The following is a 16,896-nucleotide window of genomic DNA, read 5'->3' on the forward strand; positions in this document are numbered from 1 at the left end:
GCTAATTATACGGACAGATGCCGTGCAAACACAGGGCGCAATTTTGTGGCCGATGCGGTAATGTACTTGATGTTTATGTTAGGGCGATTTAGCTGGAGCGTAGTAGATGAGCGATAACACATTGAAACCTATCCGTTTGGGCCTGATGCCGCCGTTGACCGGCCTAGTCGGTCTGTATGGTGCCGAGATATGCAATGCGGCCATGATCGCTTGTAACGAGATCAATGAGGCAGGCGGCTTGTTGGGGCGAAAGCTGGAACTGATCATCGAGGATGACGGTAGTTTGCCGGATACCGCCGTGCCTGCCGCATTGCGCTTGGTCGAACAACATCATTGTGATGCCATCATCGGCAACCTGTTGTCGAACTCGCGCATCGCCGTCGCCGCGCAGGTGGCCGAGCCGAAACGCATTCCTTATTTGAATTTCTCGTTCTACGAAGGAAGTATCTCCGGGCGCTACTTCTTCCACTTCGCCGCGCTGCCCAACCAGCAGATCGACAAGATGATCCCCTACATGGCCAAACACCACGGCCTCAAGATGTTCTTCGCGGGCAACAACTACGAATGGCCGCGCGGTTCTATCGATGCGGCCAAGCGCTCGCTGTTGGCACTGGGTGGTGATGTCGTCGGCGAGGAGTACCTGCCCATAGGGGCGAACCCGCAAGAGATAGATGCTTTGCTCGAACAGGTCGCCCGCTCAGGCGCGGATGTGTTCGTACCGTATTTCGCGGGTAACGACCAAGTGCATCTGCTCACGCAATTCACCGAGATGGGCTTGAAGAATCGCATGACGGTGGTGATGGGGCATTACGACGAGATGATGGTCAGCCAGTTGCCGGCGAAGGTGCGCGAGGGTTTTTATTCCAGTAACAGTTATTTCATGTCGGTGGAAACAGCGGAGAATCGCAGCTACCTTGAGCGTCTGGCGCAACTGCCCGACATCACCGGCATCTGGCCGAACGGCAACGGCATCCTCACTAATTTCGGCGAGGGTACTTATCTGTGCGTGAAGGCTTTTGCCAAGGCTGTTGAAGCTGCGGGTACGAGTGAGCCGGAAGCCGTGGTGGATGCGCTGGAGAACATCCGCGTAGGCTCGCCGCAGGGCGAAGTGGTGATGGATGCCGCGACCCACCATGCCAGTGTGAACACCTATCTTGCCCGCTGCAATGCGGATGGCACGTTCGATATCGTTGAGTCTTTCGGGCGCATCGCGCCGCAGATTCCCGAGCGCTATCGCGAACAGGCACAACAGTCGAAGCTACATGAGTCGCCACCTTCGCCGCAGGTGATGGAACAGATATCGGCGGAAGCGAATGCCGCTATGCAAAGACTCAGTACGGCACAGCAGATATTGTCCATCGCAGACATGGCCGTCATCGCCACCAATGGTCAGGGCTTCATCGTTGAAGCCAATCCCAGTGCCTGCGGGCTGTTCGGTTATACCTTGCCCGAGATGATCGGTATGTCGGTGCATCTGCTGTTGCCGCCGCATCTACGCCAGCGGCATGTCGATATGGTGCGGGTATTCGTCGAGGGAGATGAGATGGAGCGGCGCATGTCGTCGCGTCGCGAGATATCTGGCTATCGCAAGGATGGCTCGTTCTTTCCGCTGGAAGCGGCGATCGCGAAATTCAAGAATGGTGACGATTGGATGTTGGTCGTCACCATGCGCGACATCTCCGAACGCAAGCGTGCCGAGGATGAGATGCTGTGGCGGGCGACACATGATGTGCTCACACAATTGCCCAACCGGGCGTTGATCCGCGAACGGCTGGTGAATGCTTTGCTGCGTTCGCAACGACAGGGATTGAGTATCGCGCTGTTGTTCATCGATCTGGACGGGTTCAAGTTGGTGAACGATACCCACGGACATCAGGCGGGCGATGCCTTGCTCAAGGCGGTGGCCGCACGCCTGATCGAGCAGGTGCGTCCGGGTGATACGGTAGCGCGTCTGGCGGGCGACGAGTTTGTGGTGTTGTGCGAACAACTGGAACAACCCAGTACCATCTCGGCGCTGGCCGAGCGGATCAATGAGGCGATGCGCCAACCTGTCAACTTCGACAGTACGCCGCTATTCGTCACCGCCAGTATCGGTATCGCGGTGGGACATGGCAGCACGCATTCTGCCGATGATCTGCTGCGTTCTGCCGATACCGCCATGTATGAGGCGAAGCAGAAAGGGCGCGACGGCTGGCATTTTTTCAGCGAGAGTCTGGAAGAGAAAGTTCGCCAGCGTTTGTCGGTGACCGAGGGGCTGCGACAAGCATTGGCGCGCAACGAATTCTCCTGTCGTTTCCAGCCCATCGTCTCGGCGGAGAATCGGCGCATCGTCGGTGCTGAGTTGCTGCTGCGCTGGCATCCGCCGAGGGGCGAGATATCGCCCGCTGTGTTCATTCCCATCGCCGAGATGACAGGCCCTATCGTGGCCATCGGCTTGTGGGTGTTCCGTCAGGGCTGTCTGGCCGAGGCCAAGTGGCGCCAGCGCTGGGGTGCGCAGGCACCGTCCTATGTGTCGGTGAACGTCTCCACACGTCAGTTGAATGAAGAGACACTGGCGCAGGATTTTGCGGAGATATTGCGCGAGACAGGTGCCGATCCGACCCGCATGCTGATCGAGATCACTGAGACTTCGCTGATGGCCGATGTGGAGAGAAATCTGCATGTGCTGCGCCAATTGGCCGAAATGGGCTTGCGTGTGGCGGTGGACGATTTCGGCACCGGCTATTCGTCGTTGGCACAACTGACGCGCATGCCGGTCAGCGTACTGAAGATCGACAAGGCTTTCGTCGACGGCGTGGACAAGCAGGCCGATAGCCGCACCATCATCCGCGGCATCATCGGGCTCGGACGTTCGCTCGGACTGAAGCTGGTGGCCGAGGGGGTGGAGAACGAGGCGCAGATGCTGGAGTTGCGTTCTAGTGGATGTGATCTTATTCAAGGCTATCTTTGCTACCGTCCGCTTGATGAACAGTCCTTCATCGAGGCAGTGGACAAAGAGCTGAGCAGTGACAATAAAGACGAGCAGCTGTCTTTATATTTCCTGTTGTATGTCAGCCAAGCGAGTGAGGGCATGGACGAGGAAGGCTTGGCGCAGCTCAAGAAGGTATCGCAACATAACAACCAAGTGACCGGTATCACCGGTTGCATGCTGTATCAGAATGGCTGCTTCATGCAGATGCTGGAGGGGAGCCGAGAGAACGTGCTGAAGTTGATGGAGTGCATCCGGGCTGATAGTCGACACAAGAATGTGCGCATCGTCATTGAAGGGCACGAGCAGCAGCGTGTGTTCCTGGACTGGAACATGCAGTTCCATGATATGTCCAGCATCGCGGGGGCACCCGATTTCAGTGCGTGGAACCACAGAACCATCAGCTTCCTCGAACTCGCCGAAGATGCGCGCATCTGCTACAGCTATATCACTGCCTTCAGGGGTGGCCATTTTTAGGGAATCAAGATTGATCAGTACTTCCTAAGATCATTCCCGAGTAAGGATTGGGGTGTTTGTTTGTGTCTGGTGTGGGTAAAGTCTGTAACGCCTATAGTTATGTGGAGGTTAGCTTGAATCAACGTATTCCAATGCGTCATTTCTTCTTGTTGTTGGGCCTCATTGCCTTGGCTGAGATGTTGCTGATGCTGACCGTCGATCCGATGATGGAATCATATGGTTATCCGGTCTGGATACGTGCCATAGCGGATGCCGGATTGCTTGCCCTGATCTGTGTTCCTTTCATGCTTAATTTCCAACTGCGTCCTATGCAGATGGCTTATCACGATCCGCTGACCGGTTTGCCCAACCGTCAGTTGTTCAACGACAGGCTGGAACATGCGCTGGAAATCGCCAAGCGCGAACAACGCAGTTTTGCCGTAGTGTTCCTCGATCTCGATAATTTCAAACCTATCAATGACCGTTTCGGTCATCGCATCGGCGATGTGGTGTTGAAACTGGCAGCAGTACGTATCGAAAGTGGCATACGCGAAAGCGATACCGTGGCCCGCATTGGCGGCGATGAATTCGCCATACTGTTAAGTAATGCAGAAAACACTACAGATGCAGAACAAGTGATTCGCAAAATTTCAGATGCTTTGTCTCGCCCGTTCGAGGTGCGCGGTCATATTCTGGAACTGGGTGTCAGCGCTGGGGCCGCCTTCTATCCGGCTGATGGAGTGAGTGGGATTGAATTGATCGATGCCGCGGATGAGGCGATGTATCGTAACAAGGGGCTGAGAAAGTCTTTGGAGGCGATGCCGGAAATCGCACTCCGTGCCCGATAACTATAGTTGAGGTTGCAGCGTATCGCGAACGTCAGTCTGCCCGGTCAATACGCTGCATCAGGCCTGAACTCATGCCTGATCGAATAGTGTGGGCAGTCCATCCAAGCCAACGAAATTCAGCGCGTAGCTCGCCTGCGCACGCACCACCGGTTTGGCGTGATAGGCGATGCTCACACCGGCCTGCGCCATCATCTTCAGATCGTTCGCGCCGTCGCCCATCGCGATCACCTGTTCGCGGCTGAGGCCCAATTCTTCACGCACGCGGTTGAGCCAGTCGGCTTTGGCCTGAGCATCCACGATGTCGCCCAGCACCTTGCCGGTGAGCTTGCCGTCCACGATCTCCAGTGTGTTGGCATGTGCGTAGTCGAGGCCGAGGCGTTCTTTCAATCGCTCGGTGAAGTTCACGAAGCCACCGGACACCAGCATCGTTTTGATGCCGTGTTGTTTCATGGTGGCCAGCATCTTCTCGGCACCGGGGTTGAGTTGCAGTCGTTCGTCGTACACGCGCAGTAAGGCGGATTCATCCAGCCCTGCCAGCAATGCCACGCGGCGGCGCAGGCTCTCTGCGAAATCCAACTCACCGCGCATCGCGGCTTCGGTGATCTCCGCTACCTGTGGCTTCAGGCCCTGCATGTCGGCGATCTCGTCGATGCATTCGATACTGATCAGCGTGGAATCCATGTCCATCACCAGCAGGCCGAAATCTCCAAGATGTTTTCCCTCTGGCACATAACCGAAGTCGATCTGATGTTCGTAGCAATATGCGCCTATGATCTCGTGCGGTTCGATGCCGCGCAGACGGTAGGCGTGCGGCGTGATCTGCTCTGTGCGTTGCGCAGACGCAAGACTGGCGATGTGTTCGACCTGGACAGAAGGGATGGCGTGCAGGGCATGGAGGATGAGGTTCATAGAGACGTACGTGGGCGTAGGGTTGTCAATGTTCGGGGCGGTATTTTAATTCAATCGGCTTCAGCTTCCCGAAGAAGTTCTGCGTGCGCAAGGCAGGACATTCGGTTAGCGCCTTGACGGCAGGCGCTAACCTGCCTATTGTCCGTCACGACCATTCGCACTTGGCGTCGTTGATGTTCGTATTTGCTGGATCGGCGACCAGTGGCTGAGTTTGTAGCGCATATGTTCATGCCACAAGGGACAGGAGTCCATGAGCAGGCAATGGAAAAAATATCTGATCCTGATCCTGATCGCAGCAGAGGTGCTGCTGATCACCGTTCTGGATTATCTCGTGCGGGAAACCTTCTTTTCGCTGGAGGTTCTGTATTGCCTGCCTGTCATTCAGGGGGCACGCTTGGGCGCGATACAGGCCATGCGCCGTACCGATTCTTACTACCCGACGATCGTCGCTATCGCCGTGGCACTGGTGTGGAGTTCGGCGGAGTTGCTTATCGCTTGGCCGGACTTCCCGTGGCAGGCGTTTTTGCTGAATATGTTCACGCGCAGCGTCACTTTTACCGTCATCGGTCGTGTCGTGACCAAGCTATGGAAGGAAAGGGAGTATGCCTACAAGGATTCTCTGACCCAGCTGGCCACTCGCTACGATTTCTTCAACCGATTCGAGGTCGAGCAGGCTCGCAGTGAACGTTCCGGCAGTCCCTATTCGGTGCTGTATATCGATATCGACCACTTCAAGAGGCTCAATGACAAAAGAGGGCATCAGGCCGGGGATGCTGCCTTGCAGACCCTCGCCAACATCTTGCGGGAGAATTCCAGAGTCGTTGATATTGTCGCCCGTTTCGGCGGGGACGAGTTCGTGCTGGTCTTCCCCGATACGGATGAGTCGGCTTGTGTCGAGCTGGTGAAGCGCATACAGCATGCTGCAAATATCGAGTTCAGGAAACGAGGTTGGCAGATATCACTCTCGGTGGGGCACCTCACCGAGACCGGCAGCCGCCTGAATATGAACGATATCCTGCATGAAGCCGACGTCAAGATGTATGCCGACAAGAATGGCAAACACTAGCAGGGCGGCCATTGCGCAGTAGTGTTTTTCCTTGAAGCGGAGCGCCACCGCATCACTCCATTGTGATTCGATACGCCGCTTGTCCTGAACGCTCATCTTGCTGGGCCGTGTGCGCTGGATCGTGGTGTGCTGATCTGATACGTGCTGAAATACTGCGTCTCACCGCCCCGATTGTTTAGAATGGCGCGCTTCAGCTTTGTGCTCACTAGCCATTCCATTCATGACTCAAGTCCCGACCAAAACCAATCTGCACCCGCGCAATCTGCACCGGGAACGTTATGACTTCGCGCAACTCATCGCGAGCAGTCCCGAACTGGCCGCCTTCGTGTCCGTGAACAAATACGGCAACGAATCCATCGATTTCGTCGATCCCGCAGCTGTGAAAGCGCTCAACCGCGCACTGCTGAAACAGCATTACCACATCAAGGAATGGGACGTCCCCGAGCAATACCTGTGTCCGCCCATTCCCGGACGTGCCGACTACATACACTATCTCGCCGATCTGTTGGCCGAGAGCAACGGCGGTGAGGTCCCGCGCGGAGAGGCGGTGCATGTGCTCGACATCGGTGTGGGCGCGAACTGCATCTACCCGCTCATCGGCCATGCCGAATACGGCTGGCATTTCGTCGGCACGGAAGTGGACGAGGTCGCGCTGGCTAATGCCCGATACATCGTCGATGCCAACAAATTGAGCGGTGCCATCGAACTGCGCCTGCAATCCTCGACTGCGGACGTCTTCTCCGGCGTCACCTATGCCGATGAATACTTCGCACTCACCCTCAGCAATCCGCCGTTCCATGCCTCGCTCGCCGAAGCCCGCAAAGGTTCACAACGCAAATGGCAGAACCTCGGCAAGGAGAACAACAAGCACAAGAAGCCGGTACTGAACTTCGGCGGACAAAGTATGGAGCTGTGTTGCGAGGGTGGTGAAGAAGCCTTCGTCACCCGCATGATCGAAGAGAGCGCAGACGGCGGCGACCACTGCCTGTGGTTCACCACCCTGATCTCAAAGTCTGCCAGCCTGCCGCGAGCCTACGATGCGTTGCAACATTATTGCGCGGTGGATAGCCGCACCATAGAGATGTCGCAAGGCCATAAAAAGAGCCGCTTGTTAGCTTGGACGTTTATGGATCAGAAGCAGCGGCGGGAGTGGTGGGCGTTGCATGGTGCAAAGGATGCGCAGATTTAATCCCTTAGCCGAAACGTATCTTCATCACCAATACAGCACCCGCCAGCACCAGTGTGATGCTGTTGGCGATGATTATGGGCCATGCTTCCAGCAGGATGCCGTATGCCAGCCACGATGCGACGCCGAGCGTGAACATGGCATACATGCCCAGCGAGATGTCTGCAGTGTGGCGCGTGTGCCATACCTTTAGCGCTTGAGGTATGAATGCGGTGGTGGTCAGTGTCGCAGCGATGCTGCCTACCCAATCGACAGCGTTCATGAGTGATATTCAACGTTGTGAACGCAGTTTGAAATACTGAGCTTCAAGACAATTCCCCAAAGAAGTTTTTGATCGCCAACACCCGCTGTTTCAACTCCCCATACTTCAACTCGATGCGCAGCTTGTCCTGACCGGCCATCTTGATGTGCCGTTTGCTCTGGATCATGGTGATGACCTTCATCGGGTCGATGGGTGGTTCGGGGACGAACTGGATCTGGATCGCTTCGCCGGAGGCATCCACTTTGCTGATGCCGAGCGGCTTGGCGAGGATGCGCAGGCGGTGGCAGTCGAACAGTGTCTGTGCGGGCTCGGGCAACAGGCCGAAGCGGTCGATGAGTTCCTGCTGCATGTCGTCCAGCTCTTCCTGCGTGTTGCAGTTGGCGAGGCGTTTGTAGATGACCAGACGCTGGTGGATGTCGCCGCAGTAGTCGTCCGGCAGCAGCGCAGGCGAGTGCAGATTGATCTCGGTGGTGACGCCCAGCGGGTGCGCCATGTCCGGCTCGTGTCCTGCTTTCAGCGATTTGATGGCGGCGTTGAGCATGTCGTTGTAGAGCGAGAAACCGATCTCCTGCATCTCGCCGCTCTGCGATTCGCCCAGCACTTCGCCCGCGCCGCGTATCTCCAAGTCGTGCATGGCGAGGTAGAAACCGCTGCCCAGTTGTTCCATGGCCTGGATGGCTTCCAGGCGTTTCTTGGCCTGCGCGGTGAGACCTTCCTTGTTGTCCACCAGCAGATAAGCATAAGCCTGATGGTGCGAGCGTCCGACGCGGCCGCGCAATTGGTGCAACTGCGCGAGGCCGAAGCGGTCTGCGCGGTTCATGATGATGGTGTTGGCGGTCGGCACGTCGATGCCAGTCTCGATGATGGTGGAGCAGAGCAGCACATTGAAGCGCTGGTGGGTGAAGTCGCGCATCACCGCTTCCAGATCGCGTTCGCCCATCTGGCCGTGCGCCATGCGGATGCGCGCTTCGGGCAGAAGTTCGGTCAGTTTCTCCAGCATGTTGGGCATGGTGTCCACTTCGTTGTGCAGGAAGTACACCTGCCCGCCGCGCTTGAGTTCTCGCAGCACAGCCTCGCGGATCACACCCGCGCTGTAGTTGCTGACGAAGGTCTTGATGGACAGACGGCGCTGCGGCGCGGTGGCGATCACCGAGAAGTCACGCAGGCCTTCCAGCGACATGGCTAGCGTGCGCGGGATAGGCGTGGCGGTGAGCGTGAGCACATCCACCTCGGCACGCAATGCCTTCAGTCTTTCCTTCTGCTGCACCCCGAATCGGTGTTCTTCGTCGAGGATGACCAGCCCCAGATTGTGGAACTTCACATCCTTCTGGATCAGCTTGTGCGTACCGATGACGATGTCCAGTCTGCCATCCGCCAGGTCCTTCAGCGCCTGCGTCGTTTCCTTGGTGGAGCGGAAGCGCGACAGTTCGGCGAGCTTGATCGGGAAGTCGGCGAAGCGGTTGGAGAAGTTCTGGAAGTGTTGCTCGACCAGCAGCGTGGTCGGCGCGAGCACGGCCACCTGCTTGCCTTCCATCGCGGCGATGAAAGCAGCGCGCAGCGCCACCTCGGTCTTGCCGAAGCCGACGTCGCCGCAGATCAGGCGGTCCATCGGCTTGCCGGATTGCAGGTCGAGGATGACGGCCTCGATGGCGGCGGCTTGGTCGGCAGTCTCGTCGAAACCGAAACCGGCGGCGAAGGCTTCGTAGTCGTGATAGTTGAACTTGAACGCATGGCCTTTGCGCAGGGCGCGCTGCGCATACAGGTTGAGCAGTTCGGCGGCGGTGTCGCGCACCTGTTGCATGGCGCGGCGCTTGGCCTTGTCCCACGCGCCGCTGCCCAGCTTGTGCAGCGGCGCGGTCTCGGGTGCGCCGCCGCTGTAACGACCGATCACATGCAGTTGCGAGACCGGCACATACAGCTTGGCTTCGTCCGCATATTCCAGCAGCAGGAACTCGTTCTCGCCTTCGCCCATGTCGAGATTGACCAGCCCGTGGTAGCGCGCGATGCCGTGCTGTTCGTGCACCACAGGATCGCCCGGCTTGAGCTCGGACAGATCGCGCAGCATGCCTTCGACGTTGCTCTTCTTCGCGGTGCGCGAGATGCGCGCGCGCGACGGCGTGGCATACAGCTCACTTTCGGTGACGATGGCGATGTGTTCGTCGCTGAGCAAGAAGCCGTTGCCGACGGTTGCCACGCCGAGCATGAACTTCTGTTTGCCGGCGAGGAACGCGGCGTAGTCTTCGCACACCGCCGGTGTCAGTCCGTATTCCTCAAGGTAGTTGGACATGATCTCGCGGCGGCCAAGGCTGTCGGCCAGCAGCAACACGCGCCCCTCGTAGTCGCGAATGAAGTCGGCGAACTTCTGCGTGGGGATCTCGGCGCGGCGGTCTACGGCGATGTCGGGGATGGCGGCGATAGGGCAGCGCGTCAGCGAAGCACCGCTCTCGTCAGCGGCGATGTCGATGCGCCCGAATTCCTTGGCGCGGATGAAGAACTGCTCCCCATCCATGAACAGTTCCTTCGTCTCCAGCAGCGGGTGCTGCGGATCGCCGCGCAGCAACTTGTAGCGCGAGGCTGTGTCCTGCGCGAACTGTTGTATCGCGGCGGTCACGTCGTGATGCAGACACAGCGTGGCGTCATTGGGCAGGTAGTCGAACAGATTCGCGGTCTGTTCGAAGAACAGCGGCAAGTAATACTCGATGCCGGCCGGCGCGATGCCTTTGCTCACGTCTTTATAGATGCGCGATTTGGACGGATCGCCCTCGAAACGCTCGCGGAAGTTCTGGCGGAAGGTGGCCTGACCTTTTTCGTCCATGGGGAACTCGCGCGCGGGCAGCAGGCGGATCTCCGGCACCGGGTATAGCGTGCGCTGCGTGTCCACGTCGAAGGTGGCGATGGTCTCGATCTCGTCGTCGAACAGGTCGATGCGGAAAGGCAGCGCGCTGCCCATGGGGAACAAATCGATCAGTCCGCCGCGCACGCAGTATTCGCCCGGTGTCAGCACCTGCTGCACATGGGTGTAACCGGCAAGCGTCATCTGCTGGCGGAAAGCGTCGAGGGCCAGCGCCTCGCCCTTCTTCAGGAAGAAGGTGTAGGCCGCCATGTAGCTCACCGGCGGCAGTGGGTAGAGCGCCGTGGTGATGGGCACGATGACGACGTCGAAGGCCTGGGTGCGGATATGGTGCAGGGTCGCCAGTCGCTCGGAGATCAGGTCCTGATGCGGCGAGAAGTGGTCGTAGGGCAGCGTCTCCCAGTCCGGCAGCAGGTGCACTTTCAGGCTCGGGTCGAAGAACGGGATCTCGTCCACCAGTCGTTGCGCTTCCAGCGCATTGGCAGCGATCACCACCAGCGGGGCTTTCTGTTTTGCGAGTTGCGCGATCCCGAGCGCGTCGGACGAGCCGATCAGGTTGGCGTAGCGGGGGCGGGAATGGGGTGAGGCGAACAGCATGGCGGTACTCGAAGCAAAGGGCGCGCATTATACCCTTGCCGGGATGACCACCTTGTTGCGGATGGTGTTTGTAATATCATGCGTCACTCTTAAATAGCGGCTTGCCGATACATGAAGCGATATCTGGATATTTCCCGTCTTGGTCTGTTGAAGCGCAACTTTCGTTACCTGACCATTGCTTGGTCGGTCATCGTGGCGGCTTCGCTGGGCTGGACCCTGTATTTCCAGAACGACACGTTCCAGAAGACACTCTACAGCCGGGCCGTGGCGATCCATGCCATGGACATGGAATACCGTAATTGGGTCATCCACAGCGGCGGTGTCTATGTGCCGGTCAGCGACCAGGTCGTTCCGAGTCCGTGGTTGAGTGAAGTGCAGGATCGGGACATCACCACGCCTTCCGGCCAAAAGCTCACCCTGCTGAATTCTTCCTATGTGGTGCGCTTGGTGCATGAGGGCATGGCCGCCCATCAGAGCGAGCTGCGCGGGCATATCGCCAGCCTGCGCCCGATCAATCCGATCAATGCGGCGGACGACTGGGAGCGTCAGGCGCTGGGAGCCTTCCAGCGCGGTGCCGGAGAATGGTCGTCGTTCGATGTCATGCAAGGGCAGCGTTACTTCCGCTACATGAAGCCGATGGTCACGGAGCAGAGTTGCCTCAAATGCCATGCACAGTATGGCGACAAGCTGGGTGATATCCGTGGCGGGGTTAGCATCGCCATCCCGGTCGAGCAGCAGCTTCGTATCGAAAGCGGTGAGCGCAGTGCGCTCGTCGCCGGACACGGACTGATTTGGGGGCTGGGACTGTTCGGTCTGTTCTTCAGTGCGCGGTGGCAAACAGCCTCCATACGCCGGGCCGAACAGAGCGAGGCGGAGGTCACGCTGCTGACCAACTCCATCGCGCATGCCATCTACGGGCAGGACCGGGACGGCTTCTGTACCTTCGCCAACGAGGCCTGTGTGAAGGCGCTGGGTTACGACTCGGCGTCCGAACTGCTGGGGCAAGATATGCATGCGCTGGTGCACCACACCCGCATGGATGGCACGCCTTATCCCTATCGTGAATGCCCTACGTATTCTTCCATCCGCGACGGTCGCTCCTATCATATCGACGACGAGATACTGTGGCGCAAGGACGGCACAACCTTCCCGGCCGCCTACTGGTCGTATCCCGTCAGCCGCGACGGGGTCATCCACGGTGCCGTGGTGACCTTCATGGATATCAGCGAACAGTTGCGTGTCAAGGATGAGTTGAGAAGCTCGAAGAAGTTGCTCGAATCCATCGTCGAGAACATCCCGGCGATGGTGTTTCTGAAAGATGCAAAGGAATTACGCTTCGAGTTGTTCAATCGGGCCGGGGAACAGTTGCTGGGCTACCAGCGTAAGGACTTGATCGGCAAGAACGATCTAGATTTTTTCCCCAGTGAACAGGCCGAGTTCTTTATGCAGAAAGACCGTGCGGTGCTGGAGAGCAGGCAGTTGCTGGAGATACCTTCTGAGCCCATCAAGATTGCGGACGGTAGTCAGCGCTGGCTGAATACCTTCAAGATCGGCCTGTATGACGATGCGGGCCAGCCTACCCACCTGTTGGGCATCTCGGTCGATATCTCAGAACGTATCGCGATGGAAGAGGTGTTGCGGGCCAGCCAGCAGCGACTGACCGAGGCACAACGCATGGCTCACCTGGGGTATTGGGAACTTGATCTGGTGAAGAATGCCTTGAATTGGTCGGATGAACTGTATCGCATCTTCGAGATCGATCCGCAGCGGTTCGGCGCGACCTATGAGGCGTTCTTGGATGCCATCCATCCGGAAGATCGCGAGATGGCAGATCAAACCTATAAGAAGTCGTTGCAAGAACATACGTCCTCCTATCAGATCGAGCATCGTCTATTGATGAAAGATGGGCGCACCAAGTATGTACAGGAGAAGATCAAGACAGTATTCGATGCTGGCGGAAAACCCTTGCACTCCATGGGTACGACACAGGATGTGACGGCGAGCATGTTTGCCGATAAAGCTTTGCGTGAGCAGCAACAGATGCTGGAACAGGCACTGGAAGGCACCATCCATACCGTGTCGATGGCGGTTGAACTGCGCGATCCCTACACCGCAGGCCACCAGCGCCGGGTGGCCGAACTTTCCTGCGCCATCGCTCGTCAGCTCGGGCTGGATGATGAGCGCATCCGTGGTATCCGTCTCGGAGCCACCATCCACGACATCGGCAAGATCGGCATCCCCGCCGAGGTGCTGAGCAAACCCTCGCGCCTGACCGACATCGAGCTGCGCATCGTGCGGGAACATGCGCGCATGGGATACGACATCCTCAAGGATGTACGCTTCCCGTGGCCGGTGGCGGACATCGCCTGGCAGCATCACGAGCGCATGGACGGCTCCGGCTATCCGCAAGGCTTGAAGGGTGAAGAGATTTCACTGGAAGCGCGAATCGTGGCCGTTGCGGATGTGGTGGAGTCGATGGCGAGCCACCGTCCTTACCGCCCCTCCCTGGGTATCGAAGCGGCGCGGGAAGAGCTGGTCAACGGGCGTGGCACCTTGTATGACGCACAAGTGGTGGATGCCTGTCTGCATGCGTTGGATAGTGGCTTCACGCTCAGTTGAGTTTTGGTAGACTCGCGCCCATGTCTGAATTCCACGCATTAGTTCCCGCCGCCGGTTTCGGCGCACGCATGGGCCACGAGTTGCCCAAGCAATATCTCGACCTCGCCGGTCGCCCGATGATCTGGCATGCGCTCACCACTTTGTGCGCCAGTCCGCAGATCAAAACGGTGTTCGTGGTGCTGGCGCCGGACGACGAATATTTCGCGCGTTACGACTGGTCGCATTGCGGCGAGAAGCTGGAGCCGCTGTATTGCGGCGGTGTGACGCGTGCCGAGAGCGTGGCCAACGGCCTGCTCGCTTCCGAGCTGGAACCGGACGATTGGGTGCTGGTGCACGACGCAGCGCGACCCTGTCTGAGCAGCCACCTGCTGACGCGCATGATCGTCGAACTGCGCGACGACCCGGTGGGCGGCATCCTCGCGGTGCCGGTGGCGGACACGCTCAAGCGTGCCGATTCCCAGCAGCGCATCGCCCACACCGAACCGCGCGAAGCCCTGTGGCAAGCGCAGACGCCACAGATGTTCCGCGCCGGACTGCTGGCCGAAGCCCTGGCACGAAGCGTGACGGTCACCGACGAAGCGTCGGCTATCGAAGCGATGGGTCTGCAACCGAAACTTGTGGCCAGCGATTCGTCGAACTTCAAAGTGACTTATCCGCAGGACATCGAACTGGCGGAGTTGTTGTTAAAGCAGAAAAACAATTAGCCACAGAGTACACAGAGGTCACAGAGAGGTGTGGCAGGTTTTCTCTGTGGTCTCTGTGTACTCTGTGGCAATAGGTTTGAATTTGAGTGAGAGTGAATATGAGAATCGGACAAGGTTTCGACGTTCACCAACTGGTCGAGGGGCGCAAGCTCATCATCGGCGGGGTGGATATCCCTTATGAAAAAGGACTGCTCGGCCACTCCGACGCCGACGTGCTGCTGCACGCTATCTGCGACGCGCTGCTGGGGGCGGCGGCGCTGGGCGATATCGGCCGCCACTTCGCCGATACCGATGCCAAGTTCAAGAACATCGACAGCCGCATCCTGCTGCGCGAGACGCTGCATCTGGTGCGCGAAGCGGGCTATCGCGTCGCTAACGTCGATGCCACCATCATCGCGCAAGCGCCCAAGATGGCGCCGCATATCCACCAGATGGTCGAGCACATCGCGGCCGACCTGCGGCTGGAAAAGAGCGCCGTCAACGTCAAGGCCACCACCACCGAGAAGCTCGGTTACACCGGGCGCGGCGAAGGCATCGCGGCGCAGGCTGTCGTATTGTTGCTCGCCGAATGAAGCTGCTCGCTATAGAGACCTCCACCGAATACTGTTCCGTCGCCCTGTGGCAGGAGGGCGTGGTCAGCGCGCGCAGCGAAAAGGTGGGGCAGAAACATTCCGAAGTGCTGATGGCGATGGTGGATGGCGTGTTGCAGGATACGGGATGCAAGATCAAGGACATGGATGGCATCGCTTTCGGCAAAGGGCCCGGTTCGTTCACCGGCGTGCGCATCGCTTGCGGGGTGACTCAAGGTTTGGCGTTCGGTGTCGATGTGAATGTGGTGGGCGTGTGCACCTTGCAGGCGCTGGCCGAGGCGAGCGGCAAGGATAAAGTCATTGCCGCACTGGATGCGCGCATGGGCGAGCTGTATCTGGCGGCGTATCAGAAGGAAGGCGATGTCTGGCGGACGGTGATCGAACCTTGTCTGTGCAAGGCCGAGGATGCGCCTGAGATGGAGGGTGAGGGCTGGTTCGGATGCGGCAGCGGCTTCGCGGTGAGCGAGGCCTTGCAGCAGCGTTATACAACGCGGCTGAATGGTGTGGATGCGCAGGCCGTGCCGCAGGCCGATGCCGTGGTGCGACTGGCGGCAGTCGAATTCGCACATGGCAACGCAGTGGATGCCGCGCTGGCCTTGCCGCTCTATCTGCGCGACAAGGTTGCGCTGACCACACGCGAACGCGCGGCATGATCCTGCGCGATATGACAGAAGCCGATCTGGAAGCCGTGCTCGCCATCGAGCGCACGGTGCATGCGCACCCCTGGACGCTGGGTAATTTCAGTGATGCGTTGCGCAGCAGATACCAGTGCAAAGTATATGAATCGGCAGCGCGGGAAATGATCGGCTATGCGGTGATGATGCTGGCGGTGGATGAAGCTGAATTGCTGGATATCGCCATCGCCACCTCGCAGCAGCGCAAGGGGCAGGGCAGGAAGTTGCTGAACGAGATGCTGGCGCTGGCCAGACACCGCGCGATGCGGCGCATGGTACTGGAGGTGCGCGCTTCCAATGTGCCTGCACTAGCCCTTTACCGGAGTATGGGCTTCAGTGACATCGGTCTGCGCCGCGATTACTATCCGGCAGGTAGTGGCCGTGAAGATGCGATCTTGATGGGGAGGGGACTTTGAACGTTCGGGATGAACAGGTATTGCGCGAATTGAACCTGTATCCGCTCTGGGTGCGGCGTGGTGTGCCCGCGCAAGAAGAATTCGTCGCTGCATCCGTCGCGATCGAAGTGTCTGAGGTGATGCCGGAAGTGCAGGCCGAAGCACCTGCCGCGATACCTCCAACAGTTGAGAAACAAAACATCCCCGATGTCGCCACGCTGGATTGGCCTGCGCTGAAGGATAAAGTGCGCGACTGCGTAGCCTGCAAGCTGCGCGCGGGTTGCACGCAGACCGTGTTCGGCGTGGGCGACGAGCAGGCCGACTGGTTGTTCGTTGGTGAAGGGCCGGGCACGGAAGAGGATGCGCAGGGCGAACCGTTCGTGGGGCAGGCGGGCAAGCTGCTCGACAACATGTTGTTCTCCATCGGACTCAAGCGCGGCGACAACGTGTATATCGCCAATGTCGTCAAATGCCACCCGCCCGATAACCGCCATCCCGCAGCGGATGAGATCGCCACCTGTCTGCCTTATCTGCACCGGCAGATCGCATTGATCAAACCCAAACTCATCGTCGCGCTGGGCAAGACCGCCGCCACGGCGCTGCTGGGGCGTGACGCCACGCTGGGTTCGCTGCGCGGTACGACCCACGACTTTCACGGCACGCCGTTGCTGGTCACCTATCACCCCGCCTACCTGCTGCGCAGTCCCGCCGAAAAGGCCAAGGCCTGGCAGGATCTGAAATCCGCTGTCGCACTCATGAATTAAGCATCGT

13 protein-coding genes are annotated in these 16,896 nt (G+C 58.7%); 10 read left to right on the forward strand and 3 right to left on the reverse strand.

The window, feature by feature from the left end; translation table 11 throughout:
• Positions 1-106: 106 nt before the first annotated feature.
• The gene (locus ACYCZ5_RS01500) at positions 107-3,445 is read left to right on the forward strand and encodes an ABC transporter substrate-binding protein (RefSeq protein WP_461542993.1); all 3,339 of its coding nucleotides are present in this window, start codon (positions 107-109) and stop codon (positions 3,443-3,445) included.
• A 113-nt stretch (positions 3,446-3,558) separates the two neighbouring features.
• Complete coding sequence (locus tag ACYCZ5_RS01505) at positions 3,559-4,272, forward strand: diguanylate cyclase domain-containing protein (RefSeq protein ID WP_461542994.1); 714 nt, start codon at positions 3,559-3,561, stop codon at positions 4,270-4,272.
• A gap of 69 nt (positions 4,273-4,341) precedes the next feature.
• On the opposite strand, the gene serB is transcribed toward ACYCZ5_RS01505, so the two are convergent.
• The gene (gene serB / locus ACYCZ5_RS01510) at positions 4,342-5,181 is read right to left on the reverse strand and encodes a phosphoserine phosphatase SerB (RefSeq protein WP_461542995.1); all 840 of its coding nucleotides are present in this window, start codon (positions 5,179-5,181) and stop codon (positions 4,342-4,344) included.
• Positions 5,182-5,431: 250 nt separating this feature from the next.
• Between serB and ACYCZ5_RS01515 the strand changes: the two genes are divergently transcribed.
• Positions 5,432-6,247 (forward strand): GGDEF domain-containing protein, encoded by an 816-nt coding sequence (locus ACYCZ5_RS01515; protein WP_461542996.1) that lies wholly within the window; start codon positions 5,432-5,434, stop codon positions 6,245-6,247.
• Positions 6,248-6,467: 220 nt separating this feature from the next.
• Complete coding sequence (gene rlmF, locus ACYCZ5_RS01520) at positions 6,468-7,436, forward strand: 23S rRNA (adenine(1618)-N(6))-methyltransferase RlmF (RefSeq protein ID WP_461542997.1); 969 nt, start codon at positions 6,468-6,470, stop codon at positions 7,434-7,436.
• A 4-nt stretch (positions 7,437-7,440) separates the two neighbouring features.
• Here rlmF and ACYCZ5_RS01525 read toward each other — a convergent pair whose 3' ends face one another.
• Both ACYCZ5_RS01525 and mfd read right to left on the reverse strand, forming a co-directional pair.
• Positions 7,441-7,695: a SemiSWEET transporter gene (locus ACYCZ5_RS01525; RefSeq protein WP_461542998.1), complete on the reverse strand. Its 255-nt coding sequence runs from the start codon at positions 7,693-7,695 to the stop codon at positions 7,441-7,443.
• A gap of 43 nt (positions 7,696-7,738) precedes the next feature.
• Positions 7,739-11,143: a transcription-repair coupling factor gene (gene mfd / locus ACYCZ5_RS01530; RefSeq protein ID WP_461542999.1), complete on the reverse strand. Its 3,405-nt coding sequence runs from the start codon at positions 11,141-11,143 to the stop codon at positions 7,739-7,741.
• A gap of 111 nt (positions 11,144-11,254) precedes the next feature.
• On the opposite strand from mfd, the gene ACYCZ5_RS01535 reads away from it, so the two are divergent.
• From ACYCZ5_RS01535 to ACYCZ5_RS01560, 6 genes are all read left to right on the forward strand, one after another.
• Positions 11,255-13,762, forward strand: a complete 2,508-nt coding sequence (locus ACYCZ5_RS01535; RefSeq protein ID WP_461543000.1) for an HD domain-containing phosphohydrolase — start codon at positions 11,255-11,257, stop codon at positions 13,760-13,762.
• 20 nt (positions 13,763-13,782) lie between these two features.
• On the forward strand, positions 13,783-14,466 hold the full coding sequence (gene ispD / locus ACYCZ5_RS01540; RefSeq protein WP_461543001.1) for a 2-C-methyl-D-erythritol 4-phosphate cytidylyltransferase: 684 nt from the start codon (positions 13,783-13,785) through the stop codon (positions 14,464-14,466).
• 98 nt (positions 14,467-14,564) lie between these two features.
• The gene (gene ispF / locus ACYCZ5_RS01545; RefSeq protein WP_461543002.1) at positions 14,565-15,038 is read left to right on the forward strand and encodes a 2-C-methyl-D-erythritol 2,4-cyclodiphosphate synthase; all 474 of its coding nucleotides are present in this window, start codon (positions 14,565-14,567) and stop codon (positions 15,036-15,038) included.
• Positions 15,035-15,709, forward strand: a complete 675-nt coding sequence (tsaB, locus tag ACYCZ5_RS01550; RefSeq protein ID WP_461543003.1) for a tRNA (adenosine(37)-N6)-threonylcarbamoyltransferase complex dimerization subunit type 1 TsaB — start codon at positions 15,035-15,037, stop codon at positions 15,707-15,709. Before ispF ends, tsaB begins: the two co-directional genes overlap by 4 nt.
• Positions 15,706-16,146, forward strand: coding sequence for a ribosomal protein S18-alanine N-acetyltransferase (gene rimI, locus ACYCZ5_RS01555; protein ID WP_461543004.1), 441 nt, complete (start codon positions 15,706-15,708; stop codon positions 16,144-16,146). The genes tsaB and rimI overlap by 4 nt, the downstream gene beginning before the upstream one ends.
• The gene (locus ACYCZ5_RS01560) at positions 16,143-16,889 is read left to right on the forward strand and encodes a uracil-DNA glycosylase (RefSeq protein WP_461543005.1); all 747 of its coding nucleotides are present in this window, start codon (positions 16,143-16,145) and stop codon (positions 16,887-16,889) included. The genes rimI and ACYCZ5_RS01560 overlap by 4 nt, the downstream gene beginning before the upstream one ends.
• Positions 16,890-16,896: the final 7 nt, after the last annotated feature.

The organism is Sideroxydans sp. (genome assembly GCF_054604835.1).

Excerpts from the sequence above, each read along its gene's own strand:
- ACYCZ5_RS01515 (WP_461542996.1), top strand. The coding sequence starts at position 5,432 with ATGAGCAGGCAATGGAAAAAATATCTGATCCTGATCCTGATCGCAGCA.
- rlmF (WP_461542997.1), top strand. The coding sequence starts at position 6,468 with ATGACTCAAGTCCCGACCAAAACCAATCTGCACCCGCGCAATCTGCAC.
- serB (WP_461542995.1), bottom strand. The coding sequence starts at position 5,181 with ATGAACCTCATCCTCCATGCCCTGCACGCCATCCCTTCTGTCCAGGTC.
- rimI (WP_461543004.1), top strand. The coding sequence starts at position 15,706 with ATGATCCTGCGCGATATGACAGAAGCCGATCTGGAAGCCGTGCTCGCC.
- ACYCZ5_RS01500 (WP_461542993.1), top strand. The coding sequence starts at position 107 with ATGAGCGATAACACATTGAAACCTATCCGTTTGGGCCTGATGCCGCCG.
- tsaB (WP_461543003.1), top strand. The coding sequence starts at position 15,035 with ATGAAGCTGCTCGCTATAGAGACCTCCACCGAATACTGTTCCGTCGCC.
- ispF (WP_461543002.1), top strand. The coding sequence starts at position 14,565 with ATGAGAATCGGACAAGGTTTCGACGTTCACCAACTGGTCGAGGGGCGC.
- ACYCZ5_RS01525 (WP_461542998.1), bottom strand. The coding sequence starts at position 7,695 with ATGAACGCTGTCGATTGGGTAGGCAGCATCGCTGCGACACTGACCACC.
- ispD (WP_461543001.1), top strand. The coding sequence starts at position 13,783 with ATGTCTGAATTCCACGCATTAGTTCCCGCCGCCGGTTTCGGCGCACGC.
- ACYCZ5_RS01535 (WP_461543000.1), top strand. The coding sequence starts at position 11,255 with ATGAAGCGATATCTGGATATTTCCCGTCTTGGTCTGTTGAAGCGCAAC.
- mfd (WP_461542999.1), bottom strand. The coding sequence starts at position 11,143 with ATGCTGTTCGCCTCACCCCATTCCCGCCCCCGCTACGCCAACCTGATC.